The organism is Pseudomonas sp. Ost2, from assembly GCF_018326065.1.
Lineage (GTDB): Bacteria > Pseudomonadota > Gammaproteobacteria > Pseudomonadales > Pseudomonadaceae > Aquipseudomonas > Aquipseudomonas gingeri.
In genome coordinates, this window is the sequence record NZ_AP021904.1 from 5,128,001 (window position 1) to 5,152,691 (window position 24,691).

Below are 24,691 nucleotides of genomic sequence, written 5' to 3' on the forward strand. Positions count from 1 at the left end.
TCAGCGCTTGGCATCGGCGTGGGTCATGGCGGTATAGAACAGCCAGGACACCAACAGGATGATCAGGAAGTACACCAGCGAAAACGCCGCCGCCGGGCCCAGGTCGAATTGCCCGATGGCCATCTGGGTCAGGGTCTGGCTGAGGAAGGTGGTGGCATTGCCCGGCCCGCCGCCGGTCAGCACGAAGGGTTCGGTGTAGATCATGAAGCTGTCCATGAAGCGCAGCATCACCGCGATCAACAGCACGCTCTTCATCTTCGGCAACTGGATATGCCGGAACACCGCCCAGGCCGAGGCCCGGTCGATGCGCGCCGCCTGATAATAGACGTCCGGAATCGCCCGTAGCCCCGAATAGCACAGCAGCGCCACCAGCGAGGTCCAGTGCCAGACATCCATCACCAGCACCGTGACCCAGGCGTCCATGGTATTGGCCGCATAGTTATAGCTCAGGCCCAGGGCATTGAGGGTCCAGCCCAGCAGGCCTATATCCGCGCGACCGAAGATCTGCCAGATGGTCCCGACCACGTTCCACGGGATCAGCAGCGGGATCGCCAGCACGATCAGCACCAGCGAGGACCAGCGCCCCTTGGTCGGCATGGTCAGGGCGATGGCGATTCCCAGCGGGATCTCGATCGCCAGGACACAGGCCGAATAGATGAACTGGCGCAGCAGCGAATCATGCAGGCGCGGGTCCTGCAGCACCTGCCGATACCAGTCGGCGCCGACGAAGTAGCGGCTGGACTGGTCGAAGATGTCCTGCACCGAATAGTTGACCACCGTCATCATCGGCACCACCGCGCTGAACGCCACCAGCAGGAAAACCGGCAGGACCAGCCACCAGGCCTTGTTGTTCTGTACCTTGTTCATGGGTTGGCCTCCAGCAGGCGATCATCGGCATAGACCATCAGCCATTGCGCCGGGAAACTGATCCAGGCCTGGCCCTGCGGCACCGGCTTGTCTTCCTGCAGGCGCACCTTGAGCACCTGGCCATCCAGGTCCAGGGTCATGATCTTGTAGGTCCCGAGATCCTCGACATGCCGGACTTCGGCACACAACGCCTCTTCGTAGGCTTCATCCCAGACATGCACGAACTCCGGACGAATACCGACCTGCAGGCGACTCCAGCCACCGGCGGCGATCCGCTGCTGCAAGGCTTCGGAGAGTTCCAGGTGGGTATCGGCAAAGCCGACGCCGCCGGGCCGGGGCTGCACGTCGATCAGGTTCATCCCGGGACTGCCGATGAAATAGCCGACAAAGGTGTGGCTCGGCCGCTCGAACAGCTCCCGCGGCGTGCCGAACTGGACGATCTGGCCGCCATACATCACGGCGATCTTGTCGGCAAAGGTCGAGGCCTCCAACTGATCGTGGGTCACGTAGACCATGGTGATATTGAATTGCTCATGGATCTGCTTGAGCTTGCGCCGCAGCTTCCACTTCAGATGCGGGTCGATCACCGTCAGCGGTTCGTCGAAGAGAATCGCCGAGACGTCATCGCGCACCAGCCCGCGCCCCATCGAAACCTTCTGCTTCTCATCGGCGCTGAGGTTGCTGGCCTTGCGTTGCAGCAGCGCCTGCAGGTCGAGCACCTCGGCGATTTCCTGGACCTTGCTCAACACCCGCGACTCGGCCATGCCCTGGTTGCGCAGGGGAAAGGCCAGGTTGTCGAACACCGTCATGGTGTCGTAGACCACCGGGAACTGGAACACCTGGGCAATATTGCGTTTTTCCGGGCTCAGGTCGTTGACCACCGTGGTGTCGAACAGCACCTGTCCCTGCGACGGGCTGAGCAGCCCGGAAATGATATTGAGCAAGGTCGATTTGCCACACCCCGACGGCCCGAGCAGCGCATACGCACCACCCTGCTCCCAGACATGGTTCATCTCGTGAATCGCGTAATCCTCGGGCCCCGCCGGATTCTTGCTGTAGCTGTGGGCCAGGTTCTGCAAATGAATCTGCGCCATCAGGCAACCCTCGCGACACGTCGACCGGGGGCCTGGACCAGGCGGCCCTGCCCGTCGAACACAAAGAGTTTATGGGTCGGAATGTAGATACGGATCGAGGCATCGACGTCGTAGGCATGCACCCCGGGCAGATGCAGCACCAGTTGGAAATGCTCGTTGCGCACATGGAGAAAGGTTTCCGAGCCGCTGATTTCCGCCAGCTCCACGGTCACCGCCAGCTCCAGGTCGTCGTCGTTGCTCGGCACCAGGCAGATATGGCTCGGCCGTACGCCGAAACGGAACTCGCCTTCGCCGATGGGGCGCAGGTCGACGTTCAGCGGAAAGTGCACGAAGTTGGCGAAACTGACCTCATTGCCGAGAATCCGCCCCGGCATCAGGTTGATCGGCGGCTCGGAAAACAGCTCGGCCGCCAGCACCGTCTGCGGCTGGTGATAGACCGCCGGCGTGCTGCCGCTCTGGATCACCCGCCCCTCGTGGACAATGGTGGTGGTGCCGCCCAGGGCCAGGGCTTCGTTGGGCTCGGTGGTGGCATACACCGCAATGGTATGGCGCGCCTTGAACAGCTCGCGCATTTCCTGGCGCAGTTCTTCGCGCAGCTTGTAGTCGAGATTGACCAGCGGCTCGTCGAACAGGATCAGCTCGGCATCCTTGACCAGCGCCCGGGCCATGGCGGTGCGTTGCTGCTGACCACCGGAAAGCTCGAGGGGATGCCGCTGCAGGAACTTCTCGATCCGCAGCATCCGCGCGGTCTCCAGGACCTTGGCCTGGATCTGCTCCTCCGGTATCCGCGCCTGGCGCAGGGGCGAGGCAATGTTCTCGAATACCGTCATGGTCGGGTAGTTGATGAACTGCTGGTAGACCATCGACACATTGCGCAAGCGCACCGGACGCCCGGTGACATCCACGCCATTCATCAGCACCCGCCCGCCGTCGGGCTTGTCCAGGCCGGCCATCAGGCGCATAAGACTGGTCTTGCCGGAGAGCGTACGCCCCAGCAGGACATTGAAGGATCCGGGTTCGAAACTCAGGCTCGCCTCATTGATCCAGGTCTGCCCCTCGACCACACGGCTGACGCGTTCCAGCGTTAAAGACATGGCTCGACCTTTTTTATTATTGAAATCAAATGCCACACATCGCCCGAGAGACAGAGCGACATCCGTGCCAGAAACGCAAAACAGCGCGCAACCCCTCGGGGCAGAGCGCCGGACAGTGGAAATCGGAGGGTGTGGCAGATTCGCCAGTGAACAGAAATGAACAACCATCTGTGAACAGATGAACACTCCGGCGGTTGACAATGAACAAATGTGAACAACACTGGATGAATGCTTTTTGGCTCGATCGCGGCCGCCCACAACAAAAACAATAAAGCACCCCGGAGATCGACTGCCATGGCCGTTGCCCCTCTCAGTCACGACACCATCATCCAGGACTCCTGGAGCCGCTGCCGCCGCTTCGGCCTGAGCCACCAGTCCGCGCCGGCGTTCGACCAGTTGCCGGCCAACGAGGTCGCGCACTTGCTGGACAGCCAGCAGGCACTGGTGCAGACCACCCACCAGGAAGTGCTGCCGTACTACGAGAACATTCTCAGCAACTCCAACTGCCTGATCATGCTCGCCGACAATCAGGGCCAGGTCCTCACATCCTGGGGCACCCAACGGTTTATCGAGCCGCAGTTGCTGCGCGGCTTCAGCCCCGGGGCCAGCTGGAAGGAGCACTACACCGGCACCAACGCCATCGGCACCGCCCTGGCCTGCGAGCAGGCGGTGCATATCGAGCACGACGAACATTTCCTCAAGGCCAACCGTTTCATGACCGGCTCGGCGGCACCGATCTTCGACGCCAGCCGGCAGGTTATCGCCGTACTGGATGTGTCCAGCGACAGCTACCTGCCGCCCTCCCACACCCTGGGCATGGTCAAGATGATGAGCCAGACGGTGGAGAACCGGCTGATCCTCAATCTGTTCAAGGGCGAACATTTCCAGCTGGTCTTCAACACCGGGCTGAACAACCTCGACAGCCAGTGGGCCGGACTGCTGATCTTCGATGAAAGCGGCCAGGTGCTGTCGGCCAATCGCCGCGCGGACAACCTGCTGGGCATCAGCCTGTCGCGGGTCGGCATCGACAGCCTGTTCAATGTGTCCTTGCTGGAACTGCTCAATCAGCCGGAAGGCCTGCCGTTTTCCCTGCAGGCCGCGGGTCGCAACCGTTTTCATTGCCTGCTCAAGCGGCCGAAGTACACACCGATCAAGCCGCGGGTATTTGCCGAAACCAGGCCTCGAACCGACACCCCGACCGACAGATCAGGTCTCAAGGCCCTGCATTGGGGCGACAACCGGGTGGAAAAAGCCATTCGACAAGCCGAGCGCCTGCAGGAGAAAGGCATTGCCTTGCTGATCCACGGCGAGACAGGGGTCGGCAAGGAAGTTTTCGTCAAGGCCCTGCACCGGGCCGGCTCGCGGGCCGCACAACCGCTGATCGCGGTGAACTGCGCGGCCATTCCGGCGGAACTGGTGGAATCGGAGCTGTTCGGCTACGAGAAAGGCGCCTTTACCGGTGCCAACCAGAAAGGCCATATCGGACTGATCCGCAAGGCCGACAAGGGCACGCTGTTTCTCGATGAAATCGGTGACATGCCGCTGCCGACCCAGGCCCGCCTGCTGCGGGTGTTGCAGGAACGTTGCGTACAGCCGGTGGGCAGCAGCGAGGCTTATCCGGTGGATATCCGCCTGGTTTCGGCAACCAACCGTTCGTTGCGCCAGCACATCGCCAATGGCCTGTTTCGCGAAGACTTGTACTACCGCATCGGCGGCCTGACCCTGGAGTTGCCGCCATTGCGCGAGCGTACCGACAAGCAGGCGGTGTTCCAGCACATCTGGGAACGACATCGTGAAAGCCCGCAATGGGCCGGGCTGAGCCGGGAGGTGCTGGAACTGTTTGAGCGCCATCCCTGGCCCGGCAACATCCGCCAGCTCGACAGCGTGATCCAGGTGGCACTGGCGATGGCCGAGGACCAGCCGATCCGTGCCGAGCATCTGCCGGATGATTTTTTCGTCGACCTCGGCCTGGACAGTGGAGAATCTGTCCCGTTGCAAAACCCGCAGGCTCTGGACAACGTCGAGGACCTGAACCAGTTACTGAAAGCCTCCGGCGGGAATATTTCCCACCTGGCGCGGCAGCTCGGGGTCAGTCGCAATACCTTGTACAAGCGCCTGCGCGCCCTGCCATGATCGCCTTGCCCGACAAACAGAAGCCCGCACAAGGCGGGCTTCTGTCGATTCAAGGTGTACTCAGTCGGCAACGCGCCAGGTCGTGCCGCCCTTGCCATCTTCCAGCACCACACCCATGGCGGTGATCTGGTCGCGGATACGGTCGGATTCCGCCCAGTCCTTGTTGGCTCGCGCCGCCAGGCGTGCCTGAATCAGCGCTTCGACTTCAGCCGCGTCGACCCGCCCTGCCGCGCCTGCCTGCAGGAAGTCATCGGCTTCCAGTTGCAGGACACCGAGCACACTGGCCAGCTCCTTCAGGCGCGCCGCCAGACCGGCCGCCGCATTGAGATCGTTCTCGCGCAGGCGGTTGATCTCGCGCACCATCTCGAACAGCACCGCACAGGCTTCCGGCGTACCGAAGTCGTCGTTCATCACCTGGGTGAAACGCTCGACAAAGGCTTCGCCGCCGGCCGCCGGCACGTTCGGCAGGCCTTTCAACGCGTGGTAGAAACGCTCCAGGGCGCCCTTGGCGTCCTTGAGGTTGTCTTCCGAATAGTTGATCGCGCTGCGGTAGTGACTCGACACCAGCAGGTAACGCACGACTTCCGGATGGTACTTGTCCAGCACATCTCGAATGGTGAAGAAGTTGTTCAAGGACTTGGACATCTTCTCGCCATTGATGCGGATCATGCCGCAGTGCATCCAGGCATTGGCGTAGGTCTTGCCGGTGGCCGCCTCGCTCTGGGCGATTTCGTTTTCATGGTGCGGGAATTCGAGGTCGCTGCCGCCGCCATGAATGTCGAAGGTCTCGCCCAGGCAGCAGGTGGACATCACCGAGCATTCGATGTGCCAGCCCGGACGCCCGGCGCCCCACGGCGACTCCCAGCTCGGCTCACCCGGCTTGGCGGCTTTCCACAGGACGAAGTCCAGCGGATCCTGTTTCGACTCGTCGACCTCGATCCGCGCACCGATGCGCAGGTCTTCGATCTTCTTGCGCGACAGCTTGCCGTAGCCCATGAACTTGCCGACGCGGTAGTACACGTCACCGTTGCCCGGCGCGTAGGCGTAGCCCTTGTCGATCAGGGTCTGGATCATGGCGTGCATGCCCGGGATGTGATCGGTGGCCCGCGGCTCCATGTCCGGCTTGAGGATGTTCAGGCGCGCCTCATCCTCGTGCATCGCGGCGATCATGCGTTCGGTCAGCGCTTCGAACGCTTCGCCGTTCTCGTTGGCCCGATTGATGATCTTGTCGTCGATGTCGGTGATGTTGCGCACATAGGTCAGGTCATAACCGCTGAAACGCAGCCAGCGGGTCACCAGGTCGAAAGCGACCATGCTGCGGCCGTGGCCCAGGTGGCAGTAGTCGTACACGGTCATCCCGCACACATACATGCGGACCTTGTTGCCATCCAGCGGCTTGAAGACTTCTTTGCTCTTGGTGAGCGTGTTGTAGATGGTTAGCACAAAACGTTCCTTAACTGATCACTGACCCCAGGAGTCGCGCAGGGTCACCGTACGGTTGAATACCGGGGCGCCCGGTTTCGAGTCCTTGATATCCGCGCAGAAGTAGCCTTCGCGCTCGAACTGGAAACGGTCTTCCGGTTGTGCGTTGCCCAACGAAGGTTCGGCACGACAACCCGTAAGGACCTGCAGGGAGTCAGGGTTGATGTTGTCCAGGAAACTTGCGCTGTCTTCGGCCTTCTCCGGATTCGGCGAGCGGAACAGACGATCGTACAGGCGCACTTCACACTCGACGCTGGCCGCTGCCGGCACCCAGTGGATCACGCCCTTGACCTTGCGGCCCTCGGGGTTCTTGCCCAGGGTTTGCGGATCGTAGGAGCAACGCAGTTCGACGATATTGCCCTCGGCATCCTTGATCGCCTCGTCGGCACGGATCACATAGCTGCCGCGCAGGCGCACTTCACCGGTCGGCTCCAGGCGCTTGTAGCCCTTTGGCGGCTCTTCCATGAAGTCGTCACGGTCGATATAGATCTCACGGGCGAATGGCAACTGGCGCACGCCCATGTCTTCTTTCGGATGGCACGGCAGTTCGAGGTTCTCGACCTGGCCTTCCGGGTAGTTGGTGATGACCACTTTCAACGGGCGCAGCACGCACATGGCACGCGGGGCGCTGTGATCGAGGTCGTCACGGATGCTGAACTCCAGCATGCCGAAGTCCACCACGCCGTCGGAACGGTTGGTACCAACCATCTCGCAGAAATTGCGGATGGATTTCGGCGTGTAGCCGCGACGGCGGAAGCCCGACAGCGTCGACATGCGCGGGTCGTCCCAGCCGTTGACGTGCTTCTCGTCCACCAGTTGCTTGAGCTTGCGCTTGCTGGTGATGGTGTAGTTCAGGTTCAGCCGCGAGAACTCGTACTGGCGCGGCTTGCACGGCACCGACAGGTTGTCGAGGAACCACTCGTAGAGCGGACGATGGCTTTCGAACTCCAGGGTGCAGATGGAGTGGGTAATACCTTCGATGGCATCCGACTGACCGTGGGTGAAGTCGTAGATCGGGTAGATGCACCACTTGTCACCGGTCTGGTGGTGGTGGGCATGACGGATGCGATAGAGGATCGGGTCGCGCAGGTTCATGTTCGGCGAGGCCATGTCGATCTTGGCCCGCAGCACGCGCTCGCCGTCCTTGAATTCGCCGGCTTTCATGCGGGCGAACCAGTCGAGGTTCTCTTCCACCGACCGATCGCGGAACGGGCTGTTCTTGCCCGGCTCGGTCAGGCTGCCACGGTATTCCCTGGCCTGCTCGGGGGTCAGGTCGTCGACATAGGCCTTGCCGGCCTTGATCAACTCGACCGCCCAGTCATGCAACTGGTCGAAATACTGCGAGGCGTAACGCACTTCGCCGGCCCACTGGAAACCCAGCCACTTGACGTCGCTTTCGATGGCGTCGATGTATTCCTGATCTTCCTTGGCCGGGTTGGTGTCGTCGAAACGCAGGTGCGTGACGCCGCCGAATTCCTGGGCCAGGCCGAAGTTCACGCAGATCGACTTGGCGTGACCGATGTGCAGGTAGCCGTTGGGCTCCGGCGGAAAACGGGTGACGATCTGGGTGTGCTTGCCCGAATCCAGGTCGGCCTGAATGATCGGGCGCAGGAAGTTGACCGGGACAGCCGGGCCGGTCTTGGCGTTCGAAGTAGGGTCGACAGTGGGCTTGCTCATAAGATCCTTGGACGTGACAAGTGCGTGGCCCGGATAGGCCGAGTCAATCAAAGCCCCTATCATAGCCGAACCTGTCAAGCCCCTGACAGGGCCACCCGGAAAACGGCTGCTTTTAATACCGTCGGGATAAAAACCCCTCGAAATGCCCGACGAGCACGTTAAACTCCCCGGCCAGGTTGTGGCGTGAACCGTTATCGGGTTCGGCCACAGTTCCACGAATTCCCTGAATAGAGCGATAGCTACCATGACCCAAGTCAAACTGACCACCAACCACGGCGAGATCGTTCTCGAACTGAACGACGAGAAAGCCCCGCTGACCGTTGCCAACTTCATTGAATACGTCAAGGCCGGCCACTACGAGAACACCGTGTTCCACCGTGTCATCGGCAACTTCATGATCCAGGGCGGCGGTTTCGAGCCAGGCATGAAGGAAAAGAAAGACAAGCGCCCAAGCATCCAGAACGAAGCCGACAACGGCCTGCCGAACGAGAAGTACACCGTGGCCATGGCACGCACCATGGAGCCGCATTCGGCTTCCGCCCAGTTCTTTATCAACGTGGCTGACAACAGCTTCCTCAACCACAGCGCCAAGACCGTCCAGGGCTGGGGCTACGCGGTCTTCGGCAAAGTGGTTGCCGGCACCGAAGTGGTCGACAAGATCAAGGCGGTTGCCACCACCATGAAGGCCGGCCACCAGGACGTTCCAGCAGAAGACGTGGTCATCGAGAAAGCCGAGATCGTTGAGTGATACTGCTGATTTCAGATTTGCATCTGGAAGAGGAGCGCCCGGACATCACCCGGGCGTTTCTGGATTTCCTCGCCGGGCGCGCCCGTTCGGCACAAGCGTTGTACATCCTCGGCGACTTCTTCGAAGCCTGGATCGGCGACGATGCCATGACCCCGTTCCAACGTTCGATCTGCGCCGCGCTGCGCGAGGTCAGCGATGGCGGCACCCCGATTTTCCTGATGCACGGCAACCGCGATTTCCTGCTCGGCACGGCCTTCTGCAAGGCCGCCGGCGCCACCCTGCTCAAGGACCCGAGCGTGGTGCAGATGAATGGCGAGCCGGTGCTGCTGATGCACGGCGACAGCCTGTGTACCCGCGATGAAGCCTACATGCGCCTGCGGCGCTACCTGCGCAATCCGGTCACGCTGTTTATCCTGCGCCACCTGCCGCTGCGCACCCGCCACCGGCTGGCGCGCAAGCTGCGCAGCGAGAGCCGTGCCCAGACCCGCATGAAAGCCAACGACATCGTTGACGTGACCCCCGAGGAAATCCCACGGATCATGCAGCAGCATGGCGTGCACACCCTGATCCATGGCCATACCCACCGTCCGGCCATCCACAAGCTGCAACTCGGCACGCAAGCGGCGAAACGCATCGTGCTGGGGGACTGGGATCGCCAGGGTTGGGCCTTGCAGGTGGATGAGCAGGGATTCCAGCTGGCGCCCTTCGATTTCGCTCCACCGCCGGCCCTCCCCGCTCACTGATCCCCCCGCTACATCAATGCCCCGCCGCCGCGGGCCCGGCCTTGGCCGCGAACGGCGGCTTGGCCAGCCACACCAGCAGCATCAGCCCCATGAACCCCCAACCCAGCAGCGTGAAGTAATCCACGGTCGAGAGCATGTACGCCTGGCTGGTGAGAATCTGGTCCAGCCGGCCATAGGCCTGGCTGCCCGCTCCACCGAGATTTTCCAGGGCGTTGCGGGTCGCCGGATCGAACGGGGTCATGCTTTCACTCAGGTAGGCATGGTGCTGGTCCGCCCGGCGAATCCAGATCCAGGTGGTCAGCGATGCCGCGAAGCTGCCCCCGAGGGTCCGCAGGAACGTGGCCAGGCCGGCGCCGTCGGCAATCTGGTGCGGCGGCAGGTCCGACATCAGGATGCTCAAGGTTGGCATGAAGAACAGCGCCACGCCGATCCCCATGAACAGTTGCACCAGGGCCACATGCTCGAAATCCACCTCATTGGTGAACCCGGCCCGCATGAAGCAGCTCAGGCCGATCGCCAGGAAGGCGAATCCCGCCAGCAGGCGCAGGTCGACCTTGTTGGCATACTTGCCGACAAAGGGTGACATCAGCACCGGCAGGATGCCGATCGGCGCTACCGCCAGCCCGGCCCAGGTCGCGGTGTAGCCCATCTGGGTCTGCAGCCACTGGGGCAGGATCAGATTGATGCCGAAGAACCCGGCATAGCCGAGGATCAGCACGATGGTGCCGATACGGAAGTTGCGGTAGGCGAACAGGCGCAGGTTGACCACCGGGTGCTTGTCGGTCATCTCCCAGATCACGAAGGCCGCCAGGGCGATCACCGAGATCACCGCGCCGACAATGATGAAGTTCGACTCGAACCAGTCCAGGTCGTTACCTTTGTCGAGGATCACCTGCAGCGCACCGACGCCAATGATCAGGGTCAGCAGGCCGACATAGTCCATCGGCTGGCGACTGGTCACCACCGGCCGCGCCTTGAGCTGCTGGCGCACGATCATGGTGGCGAAGATGCCGATCGGCACGTTGATGAAGAAGATCCATGGCCAGCTGTAACTGTCGGTGATCCAGCCACCGAGAATCGGCCCGGCAATCGGCGCGACCACCGTGACCATCGCCAGCAGCGCCAGGGCCATGCCGCGCCTCGCCGGCGGATAGACGGCAATCAGCAGCGTCTGGGTCATCGGGTACAACGGCCCGGCCACGAGGCCCTGGACGACCCGGAAGCCCACCAGTTCGGGCATCGACGTGGAAATGCCACAGAGGAACGAGGCCAGCACGAACAGCAGCGTGGCCCAGATAAACAGTTTCACCTCACCGAAGCGCCGGCTCAGCCAGCCGGTCAGCGGCAGGGCAATGGCGTTGCTCACGGCAAAGGAGGTGATGACCCAGGTGCCCTGCTCCGAACTCACCCCCAGGTTGCCGGAAATGGTCGGCAGGGCAACGTTGGCGATGGTGGTATCGAGCACCTGCATGAAGGTCGCCAGCGACAGGCCGATGGTGCTGAGCAAAAGGCTGGGCGGAGTAAAAGACGCGTTCGAGCTCATCGCGAATCCTTTGGAACGAGGCAGGTGCTGCGACCACCGGGGTCGCAGCCGGGGATTGGCGACTCAGCGTTGCGCGGTTTTGGTCGTCGCTGCGCTGTTTTCATGGATCAGCCGGGTAATCACCGCATCGGCGTCAGCCAGTTGCTGCTGATAGACATTGGTGGTGAACGAGGCCTTTTGCGGCGGTTGCTGGGCCAGCACCGGACCGCTCTGGTCATGCAGGTTGACTTCGACCTGGGTCGACAGCCCGACCCGCAGCGGGTGCTTGGCCAGCTCTTCGGCGTTGATATGAATCCGCACCGGCACCCGCTGAACGATCTTGATCCAGTTACCGGTGGCGTTCTGCGCCGGCAACAGAGCGAAGGCACTGCCGGTCCCCGCGCCAAGGCTGTCGATGGTGCCGCTGTATTTCACGTCGCTGCCATACAGGTCGGCCTCGATGTCCACCGGCTGGCCGATACGCATCTGCTGCAACTGGGTTTCCTTGAAGTTGGCATCGATCCACAGTTGGTCCAGCGGGATCACCGCCATCAGCGCGGTTCCCGGCTGCACACGCTGACCGAGCTGCACGGTACGCTTGGCGACATAACCGGTCACCGGCGCGATCAGGGTGGTCCGGGCATTCGCCAGATAGGCTTGGCGCAGCTGGGCGGCAGCGGCTTTGACATCGGGGTGATTGGACACCACCGTGTCGTCCACCAGCGCATTGATGGTGTTGAGCTGCTGCTGGGCGTTGCTCAGGGCGCTCAGTGCCGAGGTCAGGTCATCCCGGGCGTGGGACAGCTCTTCCTGGGAGATCGCCCCGCCGGCGGCGAGGTTCTTGCGGCGGGTGAAGTTGTCCTGGGCTTTCTGCACCGCGGCCTGCTGTGCGACGACCTGGGCCTTCATGCCATCGACGTTGCTATACAGGCCACGGACCTGACGCACGGTCTTGGCCAGGTTGGCCTCGGCGCTCTGCAGGCCGACCTGGGCATCGCTCGGGTCGAAGTTCAGCAGCACCTGGCCCGCGTGGACCAGGTCACCGTCGTCGGCGCCGATGCTCACCACCGTACCGGTGACCAGCGGAGTGATTTCCACCACGTTGCCGTTGACGTAGGCATCGTCGGTGCTTTCGCTCCAGCGACCGTAGAATTCGTGCCAGCCCCAGACGGCCAGGCCACCGACGATCACCACCAGGGCGAGCACCGAGAGCATGATCTTGCGTTTACCGGAGTTGCCGGTATCCGGGGCGTTTTCAACAGCGTTTGTTTCGGCAGGGCTAGCCATGGCAAGTACCTTGAATTAATGGGGCTGTGCGGCCGGGTCTGGTGTGTTCGAGGCGATGTTCTCGGCGTGGAAGCCGCCGCCCAGGGCCTGCATCAGTTGGATGGAAAGATCGATCTGCTGGGCATTCAGGTCCGCCAGCTGGCGCTGGGACTGCAACAGGGTCTGCTCGATGGTGAGCACATCCAGGTAGTTGCCGATGCCCGCGCCATAGCGCTGGACCACGGTGTTGTAGGACTCCTGGGCGATGTCGGCCGCGTGTTGCTGGGCGACGACCTGCTGGCCCATGGCCCGCAACTGCCCGATGGTGTCGCTGACATCACCGAGTGCCTTGACCAGGCTCTTGTTGTACTGCGCCACCGCCAGGTCGTAATCGGCGTCCTTGGCATCGAGCCCGGCGCGCAGGCGGCCACCGTCGAAGATCGGCAGCGAAACCGTCGGCGCGATACTGAAGAAACGACTGGCCGAGCCGAACAGCGCATCGCCCAGCAGGGATTCGGTGCCGGCCGCGGCGCTCAGGTTGAGGTTCGGGTAGAAGCGGGTCTTGCCGGCGGCAATGTCCTTGCTCGCGGCTTCGACACGCCAGCGCGCCGCCACCAGGTCGGGACGCCGGCCCAGCAGTTCCGCCGGCAAGGTCGACGGCAGGGCGACCGCGCCGGGCTGGAGGATCTTCGGTCGGGCGATTTCATTGCCACGATCCGGGCCCTTGCCCAGCAGCACCGCCAGGGCAACCTTGGCACTCTGCAGTTTCCTGCTGGCATCGATCACCTGTTCCTCGGAACTGGCAGCCAGGCTTTCGGTTTGCTGGTACTGGTAATGACTGTCGATCCCGGCGCTCAGGCGACGCTGGCCGAGTTCGAGCAACTGCCGGGTGCGCTTGAGATCGTCGTTGGCCAGGTCATAGACGATATGCGCCTCGCCCAGGTTGCTGTAGGCCCGGGCGACATCCCCGGCCAGGGTCAGGCGTGCCGCCTGCTGGTCGACTTCGGCGGCCCGGGCCTGGCCGAGCGCGGCTTCCCAGGCGTCACGCTGACCACCCCAGAGATCGAAGGTGTAGTTGAAGTCGAGGCCCACCTTGCGCACGGTGTCGTAGGTGCCACCCTGCCCGCTCGGGTCCTGGTCCCGTGCCAGCCGCGAACGGCTGACACCGGCGCTGGCATCCAGGGTTGGCATGCGCGCGGCGTCGGCGGCATAGGCCGCAGCGGTCGCCTGATGGGTCCGGGCACTGGCGATCTGCATGTCCGGGCTGTCGCGCAGGGCTTCGCGGATCAGTCCGTCGAGCTGTGGATCGCCAAGGCTTTTCCACCAGTCGCTGGTCGGCCAGGCCGCCGGCGACAAGGTAATGCCCTTGAGGGATTGCTCGGCCCTGAGGTTTTTCGCCTCGAGGCTCACGCCCGAAGTCGTCAGGCCCTGGTAACTGGCACAGCCCGCCAGGGCCATTGCCAGGAACACCAGGCTCAAACCGCCACGCAGGGTTTTACTGTTCATTTTTACCACCCAGCCGCAGCTCGATGATCGAGTCACCGGCCGCCAGCAAAATCTTCTTGAGAATACTTTCCAGGGTTTGCAATTCGTCCCGGGTAATCGCCCCCGCCAGCTCGTTCATCGCATCGGCACCGATCTCCGGCAGCCGGTCTGCCAGGCCCTGTCCTTGCGCCGTCAGCACCAGCCGGACCTGGCGGCGATCGCCCTCGGAACGTTGGCGGGCCAGCAATTCCTTCTGTTCGAGACGATCGAGCATTCGCGTCATCGAGCCGCTGTCCAGGGACAGGTGGCGACACAGCTCGGCCGGGGAGTCGACGCCGAACTGGGCCATGATGATCAGCACCTTGAACTGCGCGGCAGTGATGCCATACGGCACCATATGGGTGTCGATGATCCGGTCCTTGAGCAGGGCAGCACGCCCCAGGAGCAGGCCGAGATGGCAATTGTGGAAGTCGTCCGGCAAGAAATGCTTCATAGGATCACCAGGAAAGCTGCCTAGGCAGAGAGTTGTGTAGATATTACTGCTTAGGCAGCGAATGTCAAAGCAATTGTTAGCAAGCTTTGTATTAAGCCGATAAAAGGCCTGCCCCGGGGACGTTCAGGCATAAGAGGGATGGGCTTAGAAGAAAATGGGCTGAACGGCAGGGTTTCGGGATCGTCTCAGCCACTACGTGACGAACGGCACGCCCCTCAAAAAGATAACTCTAGACACACCTTTAAAACCGATGTCTGATAGAGCAACAGCTAGGCTTCCCTGACATACCCGAAAAAGGAGTCATAGGTGAAGAGCAGGGATTTGATCGCCGAACTGGAGGCCGCCGGCTGGATGCTGCAACGAATCAAGGGTAGTCATCATGTGTTCGTTCACAGCACCAACCCTCATTCGATTCCCGTGCCACATCCCAAGAAGGATCTGCCACTCGGAACTATCAGAAGCATCAGAAAACGGGCGGGCCTGCTATGAACCCAGTTACGAAGGAGGAGCTCATGCAATATCCCATCGCCATTGAATGGGGTGATGAACACACCGCCATTGGCATCCAGGTTCCGGATATTCCCGGCGCCGTGACTGCCGGCGACACCTTCGAGGAGGCTTATAATGCCGCCATCGAGGTCGCCCATATAATGCTCGAGGAAATCGCGTCGGACGGACAACCGATCCCCATGCCCTCCTCGTCGCTTTCGCACCGGAAGAACCCCGACTTCGCCGACATGGGCTGGGGCATGCTGGAGCTGGATATATCGCCCTATCTGGGCAAGACCGAGAAGGTCAACGTCACCCTTCCCGGTTTCGTGATCCAGCGCATCGACCGTTATGTACGCGATCACCAGATCAAGAGCCGATCGTCGTTCCTGGCCGATGCGGCGCTGGAAAAACTGGTTCGTGCCTAAGCGATAGCCGTGGCGGGCACACCGCTGTGGAACCTGAACTCGATATCCGGCGACTCGATCAGTTCCTGTTCGACCGCCCGCACTTTTTCGATGACCCGGCCTATATCGTCGGCATCGCCGTATTGATAGGCCAGTTTCAGATAGCCCTGGAAATGCCGCGCTTCGCTCTTGAGCAAGCCGAAGTAGAACTTGCCCAGTTCTTCGTCAAGATGCGGCACCAGGGCTTCGAAACGCTCGCAACTGCGCGCTTCGATAAAGGCGCCGACCACCAGGGTATCCACCAGCTTCACCGGCTCGTGGCTGCGCACTACCTTGCGCAGTCCCGAGGCGTAACGGCCGGCGGACAGTTGCCGCAGTTCGATCTTGCGACGCTTCATCAGGCGCATGACCTGCTCGTGATGCACCAGCTCTTCCCGGGCCAGCCGTGACATCAGGTTGATCAGGTCGACATGGGAGTGGTACTTGGCAATCAGGCTCAGGGCCGTGCTCGCCGCCTTGAACTCACAGTTCTTGTGGTCGATCAGCAGCGTTTCCTGGTCGGCCAGCGCCGCTCGCACCCAACCGTCCGGCGTCCGGCAGCCGAGGAATTCATGGATTTCCGGCAGATTCACAGGAAGGCTCCCGCCAGTACGGGGCACGCAGGGTCGAACAACGAAAGAATCGGCAACATGGGGCTCACAGACACGGGCTCGCAGGACAGAAGGGAATCAGGCAACTCAGGGTCGCCGATTATACGGGTCCCGGGCCGGACCACCAGCCATCTCCCTTGATATGCATCAAGTCCAGAGTCGGCGCAGCCCAACTATAGTTGTGTATATGCCGCCTTCAGACCCTCCGGAGAGACCCGACCATGCAAGCCATCCGCAGCATTCTGGTGATACTCGACCCTGAACACGCCCACAGCCTGGCGCTCAATCGCGCCAAACTGATCGCCAAGGTCACCGATGCGCACCTGCACCTGCTGATGTGCGACCCCAAGCACGATCACAGCGCCCTGCTCTCGCTGCTCAAGAGCCAGTTGCATGACGACGGCTACAGTGCCACCGCGGAACAGGCCTGGGAAAAAACCCTGCACGACACCATCATCGGCGTGCAACAGGCTGAAGGCTGCGGACTGGTGATCAAGCAACATCGGCCCGACAGCCCGCTGAAAAAAGCCCTGCTGACACCCTCGGACTGGAAACTGCTGCGCTTCTGCCCCTGCGCCGTACTGATGGTCAAGACCGAAGCGCCATGGGCCGGCGGGGTGATCCTGGCCGCCGTGGATGTCGGCAACTCGGACGAAGAGCATCGGCACCTGCACGCCAACATCATTGACCATGGCTATGACATCGCCAGCCTCGCCAAGGGCCGGCTGCATGTGATCACCGCCCATCCTTCGCCCATGCTCTCGGCCGCCGACCCGGTGTATCAGCTCAAGGAAACCATCGAAGCCCGCTATCGCGAGCAATGCCGCGCCTTCCAGGCGGAATTCGATATCGACGACGAACACCTGCATGTCGCCGAAGGCCCCGCGGACGTGCTGATCCCGCACATGGCCCACAAGCTCGGCGCGGCGGTCACGGTTATCGGAACAGTGGCCCGCACCGGTATCTCGGGAGCCCTGATCGGCAATACCGCCGAAGTGGTCCTGGACTCACTGGAAAGCGACGTCCTGGTGCTCAAGACCCAGGAAATCACCGATCACCTGGAGGAACTGGCCAGAGGTTGAGGTCGGCGCCGGAGGCCCACTACAGGTTTCTCAGGCGCCGAACGCGTCCTTGAGAAACCCCGGCGCGATATAACGCTGGTAGTGCGCTTCGGACAACAGGAAAAACTCCCGATCAATGGCATCGCGCAGTTCCGGCAGGTTCCAGTCGCGGAACTCCGGCAGCAGCACCATGCCATAGGCGTCCAGCTGGCTGATCACCCGCGCGCCGCGGGCAATCAGTTGATAGGCCCAGCAATATTCCGACTGGTGCGGCACGAAGCGAATCTTGCGGGTCTCCAGTTGCTCGCGCAGCCTGACCGGATCGAACACCTCCAGCTTGGCCACCATCACCTGCACCAGCAATTGCTCCAGGCGCAACCAGACCGCGCGTTTCTCCTCCTCGTTGTAACCATTCCAGTGGATCACTTCATGGTGGAAGCGCTTGCAGCCGCGACACACCAGATCACCGTAAACAGTGGAGCAGAGGCCGACGCAGGGAGTCTTGATGGTCTGATTGGGCATGGGCAGGGAGCACGCGGAAAAGCAAAACAGGTCCGCATGTTAGCCCTTTGTCTAAGAGGGGTCACCCCCGAACCTGTAGGGCTTAACTTACCTTTCTCTGGAATATGCCGTAGAATCGGCCTGCCTTTTTAGGCGCCAATGTCCGTTGGAAGCTGTTTTCAAAGCGTCACGAGCACAGTTGATCCTGAAGAACGGCGTTGGCGTGAGAATTTCCGCCCGGAAATCCTCGCGCCGACCCTCATCCGCTCCCGTTCCGAAGGCGTAAAACTTTGAAAACAGCTTCTGTTGGAAATCGTGGAAACTCTGGCTAAGCGGCTCAAAAAGCCCCGCAGCGCATGAGTGCCGTGCATTTCTGGATGAGCGTCCCGGACACCCATTTGGGACCACTGATGAGGGTAATAACTGTGCTTGAAGCCTACCGCAAACATATCGAAGAGCGCGCAGCCCTGGGTATCGTGCCCCAGCCGCTTAACGCCGAACAAACCGCAGGCCTGGTCGAGCTGCTGAAGAATCCCCCGGCTGGCGAAGAAGCTTTCCTCGTTGACTTGATCACCAACCGCGTTCCGCCTGGAGTGGACGAGGCCGCCTACGTCAAGGCCGGTTTCCTCTCCGCCCTGGCCAAGGGCGAAGTCAGCTCCCCCCTGATCGACAAGAAACGCGCTGTTGAACTGCTCGGCACCATGCAGGGCGGCTACAACATCGTGACCCTGGTCGACCTGCTGGACGACGCCGAGCTGGCACCGGTTGCCGCGGCACAACTCAAGCACACCCTGTTGATGTTCGATGCTTTCCACGACGTCGCGGAAAAAGCCCGTAACGGCAACACCCACGCCAAGGCCGTGATCCAGTCCTGGGCCGACGGCGAGTGGTTCAAGAACCGCCCGACCCTGGCCGACAAGATCAGCCTGCGCGTATTCAAGGTCACCGGCGAAACCAACACCGACGACCTGTCGCCGGCTCCAGACGCCTGGTCGCGTCCTGACATCCCGCTGCACGCCCTGGCCATGCTGAAAATGGCCCGTGACGGTATCGTCCCGGACCAGCAAGGCGCCATCGGCCCGATGAAACAGATCGAGCAGATGCGCAACGACGGCTTCCCGATCGCCTACGTCGGTGACGTGGTCGGTACCGGTTCGTCGCGTAAATCGGCGACCAACTCGGTGCTGTGGTTCTTCGGCGACGACGTTCCCTACGTGCCGAACAAGCGCGCAGGCGGCTTCTGCTTCGGCAGCAAGATCGCCCCGATCTTCTACAACACCATGGAAGATGCCGGCGCACTGCCAATCGAATTCGACGTCACCAACATGAACATGGGCGACGTGATCGACCTGTACCCGCATGCTGGCAAGGTCACCAAGCACAACAGCGATGAAGTCCTGGCCACCTTCGAAATGAAGACCCCGGTACTGCTCGACGAAGTCCGTGCCGGCGGTCGTATCCCGCTGATCATCGGCCGTGGCCTGACCGAGAAGGCGCGTGCCGAACTGGGCCTGCCACCTTCGACCCTGTTCAAGCTGCCGGAAGCCCCGGCTGAAAGCACCAAGGGCTACACCCTGGCGCAGAAAATGGTCGGCAAGGCCTGCGGCGTGACAGGCGTTCGTCCTGGCACCTACTGCGAGCCGAAGATGACCACCGTCGGTTCCCAGGACACCACTGGCCCGATGACCCGTGACGAGCTGAAGGACCTGGCTTGCCTGGGCTTCTCCACCGACCTGGTGATGCAGTCGTTCTGCCACACCGCGGCCTATCCGAAGCCGATCGACGTCACCACCCACCACACCCTGCCCGACTTCATCATGACCCGTGGCGGTGTTTCCCTGCGTCCGGGCGACGGCATCATCCACAGCTGGCTGAACCGCATGCTGCTGCCGGACACCGTCGGCACCGGTGGTGACTCCCACACCCGTTTCCCGATCGGTATCTCGTTCCCGGCCGGTTCCGGCCTGGTGGCTTTCGCCGCCGCCACCGGCGTCATGCCGCTGGACATGCCGGAATCGATCCTGGTGCGTTTCAAGGGCAAGCTGCAACCTGGCGTCACCCTGCGTGACCTGGTCCATGCCATCCCTTACTACGCCATCCAGAAAGGCCTGCTGACCGTCGAGAAGAAAGGCAAGAAGAACGCCTTCTCCGGCCGCATCCTGGAAATCGAAGGCCTGGAAACCCTGACCGTCGAACAGGCTTTCGAACTGTCCGACGCCTCGGCCGAACGTTCCGCCGCCGGTTGCACCATCAAGCTGTCCAAAGAGTCGATCGCCGAGTACCTGAAGTCGAACATCACCCTGCTGCGCTGGATGATCGGCGAAGGTTACGGCGATGCCCGCACCCTGGAGCGTCGTGCACAGGCGATGGAAGCCTGGGTCGCCAACCCTGAGCTGCTGGAAGCCGACAAGGACGCCGAGTACGCCGAAATCATCGAAATCGACCTGGCCGACGTCAAGGAGCCTGTGCTCTGCGCGCCGAACGACCCGGACGATGCCCGCCTGCTGTCCAGCGTTGCCGGTGAGAAGATCGACGAAGTGTTCATCGGTTCCTGCATGACCAACATCGGCCACTTCCGCGCTGCCGGCAAGTTGCTGGATCAGGTCAAGGGCCAGTTGCCAACTCGCCTGTGGCTGTCGCCGCCGACCAAGATGGACGCTCACCAGCTGACCGAGGAAGGCTACTACGGCATCTACGGCAAGGCTGGCGCGCGCATGGAAATGCCGGGCTGCTCGCTGTGCATGGGTAACCAGGCACGGGTAGAACCGAACTCCACCGTGGTGTCGACGTCGACCCGTAACTTCCCGAACCGTCTGGGCGACGGCGCGAACGTCTACCTGGCTTCGGCCGAGCTGGCGTCCGTAGCATCGATCCTGGGTCGCCTGCCGACCGTCGAGGAATACATGGAGTACGCGGGCAAGATCGACAGCATGGCTGCCGATGTCTACCGCTACCTCAGCTTCGACCAGATCGCCGAGTTCCGTGAAGCCGCGGCGAACGCCAAGATCCCGGTTGTTCAAGCCTAAGCGACACCCGCAATAGAAAAAGCCCCGACTCGTCGGGGCTTTTTCATGCCTGCGCAAATCTGATTTTTACCCAGGGAAACATGGCCTTGAAAACGCTATGAAACTGTGGGAGCCGGCTTGCCGGCGATGAGGCCCTGGAGTTTTGCATCGTCCTTTCGATCGCCATCGCCGGCAAGCCAGCTCCCACAAGGTCAGCGTTCAGCCTTACTGCCGAACCAACCGCAGGTTCTGGAACTCGACCGCCTCGGTGCTGCGGTACGGATTGATATCCAGCCCGCCCCGCCGTACATAACGCGCATACACCGTCAGTTTCTCCGGCTTCAGCAGACGCTGCAGGTCGAGGAAGATCCGCTCCACGCACTGCTCATGGAAATCCGAGTGCTGGCGGAAGCTCACCAGGTACGCCAGCAGGCTCGCGTGATCCAGCGCCGCGCCACGATACTCGACGACAACGCTACCCCAGTCCGGCTGGCTGGTGACCGGGCAATTGGACTTGAGCAGATGGCTGTGCACGCTCTCCTCGATCACCCGCGACTCATCGCAACGTAGCAGCTCGGGACGCGGATGGGCATAGTCGCTGACACTGATATCCAGGTCGTCGATGCATACGCCCGGCAAGGCCACCACGCCCTCGGCCTGCACGTCGCCCAGGGAGCGGACCCGCACGCCCACCGGCTTCCCGGCGGCAGCCGACAGATCGGCACGCAACACCGCCTCCAGGCTCGCGGTATCGGTGAATGGCGTCTGGTTCAAGGAGTTGAGGTACAGCTTGAAGGACTTGGATTCGATGATATTCGGCGAATCCGCGGGAATGCAGAACTCGCCGATCGCCACCACCGGTTTGCCCGACGGCAGCAGCCAGGACAGCTCGAAGCAGTTCCAGAAATCCACGCCCCGATAAGGCAAGGTATCGGCGCTCAGGCCCAGTTCGGCCCATTTCGCCGCGCGCGGGATCGGGAACAGCAAGGACGGGGTGTAGGTAGCGATGTACTCACTGGACTTGCCCAGCGGCGAGTGTTCGGCTGCGGGATGCATAACGGAAACCTGAAAGAATGAACCCGACAAGTCTATCGGGTTTACGTCCGGCTTTCAGCGTGGGGATGAAACCCGCTTGACTCAGCGGTCGACTTTCAGCTGGCCGACCATGCCCGCCTGGTAATGACCGGGAATATTGCAGGCAAACTGCAGGTTATCGGCCTTGCTGAAGGTCCAGGTCAGTTCGGCGGTCTTGCCCGGCTCCACCAGCACACTATTGGGATCGTCATGTTTCATCCCGTGATCCATGCCCGCCATGGCGGAATGATCCATCCCGGCCATCTGCATGCCGGTCGGCGTCAACATGCCGCTCTGCTGCATCTTGAGCATTTCCTGCTGGTGCGCGGCATGCATCGAGGCTTCGCCAAGGTTGAACTCATGCAGCAATCGGCCTTTGTTGATCAACACGAAACGCACGGTCTCACCGGCCTTGACCTCCAGCTCCTTGGCGCTGAAGGCGATATCGGTCATGGTCACTTCGATAGTGCGAGTGGCCTTCGCGGCGGGTGCGGGCTGGCCGAAGTCATAGTGGGCCGGCGAGGCCCAGGCCGGCAGACTCAGCATCAGCAGGCCGGCAAGCGCCAGACCGTTACGCACAAACCCAGTAGCAACAAACATACTCACACTCCAACGGGATGGGCTTCACTCTGTGCAAGACTGTAGAGGCGGGCCGCTGCCAGCAAGCTGACGAACAGATTACAACTTTGTCAGCTTCGGCTGGAGCGACCGGACCACCTGTATAACGTCACTGTTCTATTTGCCATGAGTCATCCATGAAACTGCTGATCGTCGAAGACCAAGCGAAAACCGGCCATTACCTGCGCCAGGGCCTGAACGAGGCCGGATTCAACAGCGAACTGGTGGCGGACGGCACCACCGGCCAGCATCTGGCGCTGACCGGCGACTACGACCTGCTGATCCTCGATGTGATGCTGCCCGGTCGTGACGGCTGGCAGATCCTGCAAGCGGTCCGCGCGGCCGGCCTGGATATCCCGGTGCTGTTCCTGACCGCCCGCGATGCAGTCGAAGACCGTGTCCACGGCCTGGAACTGGGGGCCGACGATTACCTGGTCAAGCCTTTCGCCTTCTCCGAACTGCTGGCGCGGGTGCGCAGCCTGCTGAGGCGTGGCGGCAGCACCCAGGAAACCAGCCTGCAGGTGGCCGACCTGCGCCTGGACCTGATTCGTCGTCGGGTCGAACGGGCGGGCCAGCGCATCGACCTGACCGCCAAGGAGTTCGCCCTGCTGGAAATGCTCCTGCGCCGCCAGGGCGAGGTGCTGCCCAAATCGCTGATCGCCTCCCAGGTCTGGGACATGAATTTCGACAGCGACACCAATGTCATCGAGGTGGCCATCCGCCGTCTGCGCCTGAAAATCGACGATCCCCATCCGAACAAGCTGATTCACACCGTGCGCGGCATGGGCTACGTGCTTGAAGAGCGGACACTCTGATGCGCCGCCTGTCCCTCGCCGGCCGCCTGGCACTGTTGTTCGCGGCCTGCACCGCCATGGTTTCACTGGTGGCCGGCGTGCTGTTCAGCCGTGCCAGCGAGTCGCACTTCATCGAACTTGACCAGCAACTGCTGGACGGTCGACTGGTCGCCCTGCGCAACACCCTCGGCCAGGTGGATGACTTCGGCGACTTCCAGCTCAAGGTCGAACGCCTGCGAGCCGAAATCAACCTGCGGCCGGACCTCGCCCTGAGAATCCATGGTGCCAATGGCCAATCCTGGTTCGACGCCGCCCGCGCCCTGCCCGACGCCTTGCCCGCGCAACCGGGGCTGACCAGCCTGCAGATCGACGGAACCGCCTACCGGGTCTTCAACGCGCCCCTGACGCCCGGCCAGGCCAGCTCGCCGCGGCTGACCCTGATACTCGACATCACCCATCACCAGCACTTTCTGCAACGCATGCAGCAGTTGATCTGGCTGACGGTCGGTCTCTCGGCCCTGGCTACCGCCCTGCTCGGCGCCTGGGCTGCCCGTAGCGGCCTGCGCCCATTGCGGCGCATGAGCGATGTGGCGGGCAGTATCTCCGCCAGTTCCCTGACCCGACGCCTGGACACCGGGCAGATGCCGCCGGAACTGGCCGAGCTGGCGCAGGCTTTCAATGCCATGCTCGGACGCCTGGAGGACTCCTTCCAGCGTCTCTCGGCCTTTTCCGCCGATATCGCCCACGAGTTGCGCACCCCGCTGTCGAACCTGTTGACCCACACCCAGGTCACCCTGACCCGCCCGCGTCCACTGGAGGACTACCGCGAGGCCTTGCACAGCAACCTCGAGGAACTGCAATGGATGGCGCAACTGGTCAACGACATGTTGTACCTGGCGAAAGCCGACCATGGCCTGCTCAGCCCCAGGCACGAGCCGCTGGAACTGGCGGATGAGGTCGATGTGCTGCTGGAGTTCTTTGCACCGCTGGCGGAAGACAACCAGGTACGCCTGACAAGGGAAGGGGCAGCCAGCCTGTCGGGCGACCGGAGCATGCTGCGCCGTGCCGTGTCCAATCTGCTGGACAACGCCCTGCGCTTCACGCCTGCGGGTGGCGAGATCCGTATCCGCCTGGAGACGACCCGGTCCGGGTTGCGGATCAATGTGGAGAACAGCGGCGAGGGCATTGCGGCACCATTGTTGCCCCGGTTGTTCGACCGTTTCTACCGGGCGGACCCGGCCCGCCATGAAGGCAGCAGCGAACATGCGGGGCTCGGGCTGGCGATTACCCGATCGATCATCCAGGCCCATGGCGGGCAGATTCGTTGCGAATCAGAAGCCGGCTGGACACGGTTTATCATCGAGTTGCCGCGCCAGCAGTCAAACCTGTAGGAGCCGGCTTGCTGGCGATTACGATTTATCCGGCGATAGAGATGTGGACTTTGAAACCGCTATCGCCAGCAAGCCGGCTCCTACAGGGGATGACAGG

General features: G+C 62.1%; 22 protein-coding genes. 9 read left to right on the forward strand and 13 right to left on the reverse strand.

Annotation, left to right across the window (positions count from 1 at the left end; translation table 11 throughout):
- The 3 genes from KI243_RS22430 to KI243_RS22440 are packed head-to-tail and all read right to left on the reverse strand — an operon-like array spanning position 1 to position 3,055.
- Positions 1-867, reverse strand: coding sequence for a sugar ABC transporter permease (locus KI243_RS22430; RefSeq protein ID WP_017129556.1), 867 nt, complete (start codon positions 865-867; stop codon positions 1-3).
- Positions 864-1,961, reverse strand: a complete 1,098-nt coding sequence (locus tag KI243_RS22435; protein ID WP_017129557.1) for an ABC transporter ATP-binding protein — start codon at positions 1,959-1,961, stop codon at positions 864-866. Before KI243_RS22435 ends, KI243_RS22430 begins: the two co-directional genes overlap by 4 nt.
- A complete protein-coding gene (locus KI243_RS22440) occupies positions 1,961-3,055 on the reverse strand; it encodes an ABC transporter ATP-binding protein (RefSeq protein WP_042937131.1) in 1,095 nt (364 codons plus the stop codon). Before KI243_RS22440 ends, KI243_RS22435 begins: the two co-directional genes overlap by 1 nt.
- A gap of 294 nt (positions 3,056-3,349) precedes the next feature.
- Between KI243_RS22440 and KI243_RS22445 the strand changes: the two genes are divergently transcribed.
- Positions 3,350-5,188, forward strand: a complete 1,839-nt coding sequence (locus KI243_RS22445; protein WP_177118377.1) for a sigma-54-dependent Fis family transcriptional regulator — start codon at positions 3,350-3,352, stop codon at positions 5,186-5,188.
- A gap of 60 nt (positions 5,189-5,248) precedes the next feature.
- Here KI243_RS22445 and cysS read toward each other — a convergent pair whose 3' ends face one another.
- Together cysS and KI243_RS22455 are read right to left on the reverse strand one after the other, a co-directional pair.
- Complete coding sequence (gene cysS, locus KI243_RS22450; protein WP_177086583.1) at positions 5,249-6,631, reverse strand: cysteine--tRNA ligase; 1,383 nt, start codon at positions 6,629-6,631, stop codon at positions 5,249-5,251.
- 18 nt (positions 6,632-6,649) lie between these two features.
- Complete coding sequence (locus tag KI243_RS22455; protein ID WP_017129560.1) at positions 6,650-8,347, reverse strand: glutamine--tRNA ligase/YqeY domain fusion protein; 1,698 nt, start codon at positions 8,345-8,347, stop codon at positions 6,650-6,652.
- A gap of 244 nt (positions 8,348-8,591) precedes the next feature.
- Between KI243_RS22455 and KI243_RS22460 the strand changes: the two genes are divergently transcribed.
- Together KI243_RS22460 and lpxH are read left to right on the forward strand one after the other, a co-directional pair.
- A complete protein-coding gene (locus tag KI243_RS22460) occupies positions 8,592-9,095 on the forward strand; it encodes a peptidylprolyl isomerase (protein WP_212809927.1) in 504 nt (167 codons plus the stop codon).
- Positions 9,092-9,838 carry a UDP-2,3-diacylglucosamine diphosphatase gene (gene lpxH / locus KI243_RS22465; RefSeq protein ID WP_017129562.1) on the forward strand — a complete coding sequence of 249 codons (747 nt, stop codon included), beginning with the start codon at positions 9,092-9,094 and terminating at the stop codon, positions 9,836-9,838. The genes KI243_RS22460 and lpxH overlap by 4 nt, the downstream gene beginning before the upstream one ends.
- 13 nt (positions 9,839-9,851) lie before the next feature.
- Here lpxH and KI243_RS22470 read toward each other — a convergent pair whose 3' ends face one another.
- From KI243_RS22470 to KI243_RS22485, 4 genes are all read right to left on the reverse strand, one after another.
- Positions 9,852-11,381, reverse strand: a complete 1,530-nt coding sequence (locus KI243_RS22470) for a DHA2 family efflux MFS transporter permease subunit (RefSeq protein WP_017129563.1) — start codon at positions 11,379-11,381, stop codon at positions 9,852-9,854.
- Between the two features lie 63 nt (positions 11,382-11,444).
- Positions 11,445-12,647 carry an HlyD family efflux transporter periplasmic adaptor subunit gene (locus KI243_RS22475; protein ID WP_212809928.1) on the reverse strand — a complete coding sequence of 401 codons (1,203 nt, stop codon included), beginning with the start codon at positions 12,645-12,647 and terminating at the stop codon, positions 11,445-11,447.
- Positions 12,648-12,662: 15 nt separating this feature from the next.
- Positions 12,663-14,132 carry an efflux transporter outer membrane subunit gene (locus KI243_RS22480; RefSeq protein ID WP_103032663.1) on the reverse strand — a complete coding sequence of 490 codons (1,470 nt, stop codon included), beginning with the start codon at positions 14,130-14,132 and terminating at the stop codon, positions 12,663-12,665.
- On the reverse strand, positions 14,122-14,604 hold the full coding sequence (locus KI243_RS22485; protein WP_017129566.1) for a MarR family transcriptional regulator: 483 nt from the start codon (positions 14,602-14,604) through the stop codon (positions 14,122-14,124). The genes KI243_RS22480 and KI243_RS22485 overlap by 11 nt, the downstream gene beginning before the upstream one ends.
- Positions 14,605-14,910: 306 nt before the next feature.
- Between KI243_RS22485 and KI243_RS22490 the strand changes: the two genes are divergently transcribed.
- The gene (locus KI243_RS22490; protein ID WP_017129567.1) at positions 14,911-15,093 is read left to right on the forward strand and encodes a type II toxin-antitoxin system HicA family toxin; all 183 of its coding nucleotides are present in this window, start codon (positions 14,911-14,913) and stop codon (positions 15,091-15,093) included.
- A 23-nt stretch (positions 15,094-15,116) separates the two neighbouring features.
- Positions 15,117-15,521, forward strand: a complete 405-nt coding sequence (locus KI243_RS22495; RefSeq protein ID WP_017129568.1) for a type II toxin-antitoxin system HicB family antitoxin — start codon at positions 15,117-15,119, stop codon at positions 15,519-15,521.
- Here the strand turns inward: KI243_RS22495 and miaE are convergent.
- A complete protein-coding gene (miaE, locus tag KI243_RS22500; protein WP_017129569.1) occupies positions 15,518-16,132 on the reverse strand; it encodes a tRNA isopentenyl-2-thiomethyl-A-37 hydroxylase MiaE in 615 nt (204 codons plus the stop codon). The two genes, KI243_RS22495 and miaE, sit on opposite strands and share 4 nt — an antisense overlap.
- 239 nt (positions 16,133-16,371) lie before the next feature.
- On the opposite strand from miaE, the gene KI243_RS22505 reads away from it, so the two are divergent.
- A complete protein-coding gene (locus tag KI243_RS22505) occupies positions 16,372-17,232 on the forward strand; it encodes a universal stress protein (protein ID WP_017129570.1) in 861 nt (286 codons plus the stop codon).
- A gap of 30 nt (positions 17,233-17,262) precedes the next feature.
- Here the strand turns inward: KI243_RS22505 and KI243_RS22510 are convergent, their stop codons facing one another.
- Complete coding sequence (locus KI243_RS22510) at positions 17,263-17,733, reverse strand: DUF1289 domain-containing protein (RefSeq protein WP_017129571.1); 471 nt, start codon at positions 17,731-17,733, stop codon at positions 17,263-17,265.
- Between the two features lie 404 nt (positions 17,734-18,137).
- Here KI243_RS22510 and acnB point away from each other — a divergent pair, with 404 nt between their 5' ends.
- Positions 18,138-20,738 (forward strand): bifunctional aconitate hydratase 2/2-methylisocitrate dehydratase, encoded by a 2,601-nt coding sequence (gene acnB, locus KI243_RS22515; protein ID WP_017129572.1) that lies wholly within the window; start codon positions 18,138-18,140, stop codon positions 20,736-20,738.
- Positions 20,739-20,942: 204 nt separating this feature from the next.
- On the opposite strand, the gene queF is transcribed toward acnB, so the two are convergent.
- A complete protein-coding gene (queF, locus tag KI243_RS22520; RefSeq protein WP_177086581.1) occupies positions 20,943-21,773 on the reverse strand; it encodes an NADPH-dependent 7-cyano-7-deazaguanine reductase QueF in 831 nt (276 codons plus the stop codon).
- A gap of 81 nt (positions 21,774-21,854) precedes the next feature.
- Positions 21,855-22,391: a cupredoxin family protein gene (locus KI243_RS22525; protein WP_017129574.1), complete on the reverse strand. Its 537-nt coding sequence runs from the start codon at positions 22,389-22,391 to the stop codon at positions 21,855-21,857.
- A 155-nt stretch (positions 22,392-22,546) separates the two neighbouring features.
- On the opposite strand from KI243_RS22525, the gene KI243_RS22530 reads away from it, so the two are divergent.
- Positions 22,547-23,224, forward strand: coding sequence for a heavy metal response regulator transcription factor (locus KI243_RS22530; protein WP_177086580.1), 678 nt, complete (start codon positions 22,547-22,549; stop codon positions 23,222-23,224).
- Positions 23,224-24,594, forward strand: a complete 1,371-nt coding sequence (locus KI243_RS22535) for a heavy metal sensor histidine kinase (protein ID WP_177086579.1) — start codon at positions 23,224-23,226, stop codon at positions 24,592-24,594. Before KI243_RS22530 ends, KI243_RS22535 begins: the two co-directional genes overlap by 1 nt.
- Positions 24,595-24,691: the final 97 nt, after the last annotated feature.

Coding starts and splice junctions, on each gene's coding strand:
- KI243_RS22430 (WP_017129556.1), bottom strand. CDS start 867: ATGAACAAGGTACAGAACAACAAGGCCTGGTGGCTGGTCCTGCCGGTT.
- KI243_RS22470 (WP_017129563.1), bottom strand. CDS start 11,381: ATGAGCTCGAACGCGTCTTTTACTCCGCCCAGCCTTTTGCTCAGCACC.
- KI243_RS22535 (WP_177086579.1), top strand. CDS start 23,224: ATGCGCCGCCTGTCCCTCGCCGGCCGCCTGGCACTGTTGTTCGCGGCC.
- KI243_RS22505 (WP_017129570.1), top strand. CDS start 16,372: ATGCAAGCCATCCGCAGCATTCTGGTGATACTCGACCCTGAACACGCC.
- KI243_RS22440 (WP_042937131.1), bottom strand. CDS start 3,055: ATGTCTTTAACGCTGGAACGCGTCAGCCGTGTGGTCGAGGGGCAGACC.
- KI243_RS22510 (WP_017129571.1), bottom strand. CDS start 17,733: ATGCCCAATCAGACCATCAAGACTCCCTGCGTCGGCCTCTGCTCCACT.
- KI243_RS22530 (WP_177086580.1), top strand. CDS start 22,547: ATGAAACTGCTGATCGTCGAAGACCAAGCGAAAACCGGCCATTACCTG.
- KI243_RS22480 (WP_103032663.1), bottom strand. CDS start 14,132: ATGAACAGTAAAACCCTGCGTGGCGGTTTGAGCCTGGTGTTCCTGGCA.
- KI243_RS22525 (WP_017129574.1), bottom strand. CDS start 22,391: ATGTTTGTTGCTACTGGGTTTGTGCGTAACGGTCTGGCGCTTGCCGGC.
- KI243_RS22475 (WP_212809928.1), bottom strand. CDS start 12,647: ATGGCTAGCCCTGCCGAAACAAACGCTGTTGAAAACGCCCCGGATACC.
- KI243_RS22445 (WP_177118377.1), top strand. CDS start 3,350: ATGGCCGTTGCCCCTCTCAGTCACGACACCATCATCCAGGACTCCTGG.
- KI243_RS22460 (WP_212809927.1), top strand. CDS start 8,592: ATGACCCAAGTCAAACTGACCACCAACCACGGCGAGATCGTTCTCGAA.
- KI243_RS22435 (WP_017129557.1), bottom strand. CDS start 1,961: ATGGCGCAGATTCATTTGCAGAACCTGGCCCACAGCTACAGCAAGAAT.
- KI243_RS22495 (WP_017129568.1), top strand. CDS start 15,117: ATGCAATATCCCATCGCCATTGAATGGGGTGATGAACACACCGCCATT.
- KI243_RS22485 (WP_017129566.1), bottom strand. CDS start 14,604: ATGAAGCATTTCTTGCCGGACGACTTCCACAATTGCCATCTCGGCCTG.
- queF (WP_177086581.1), bottom strand. CDS start 21,773: ATGCATCCCGCAGCCGAACACTCGCCGCTGGGCAAGTCCAGTGAGTAC.
- KI243_RS22455 (WP_017129560.1), bottom strand. CDS start 8,347: ATGAGCAAGCCCACTGTCGACCCTACTTCGAACGCCAAGACCGGCCCG.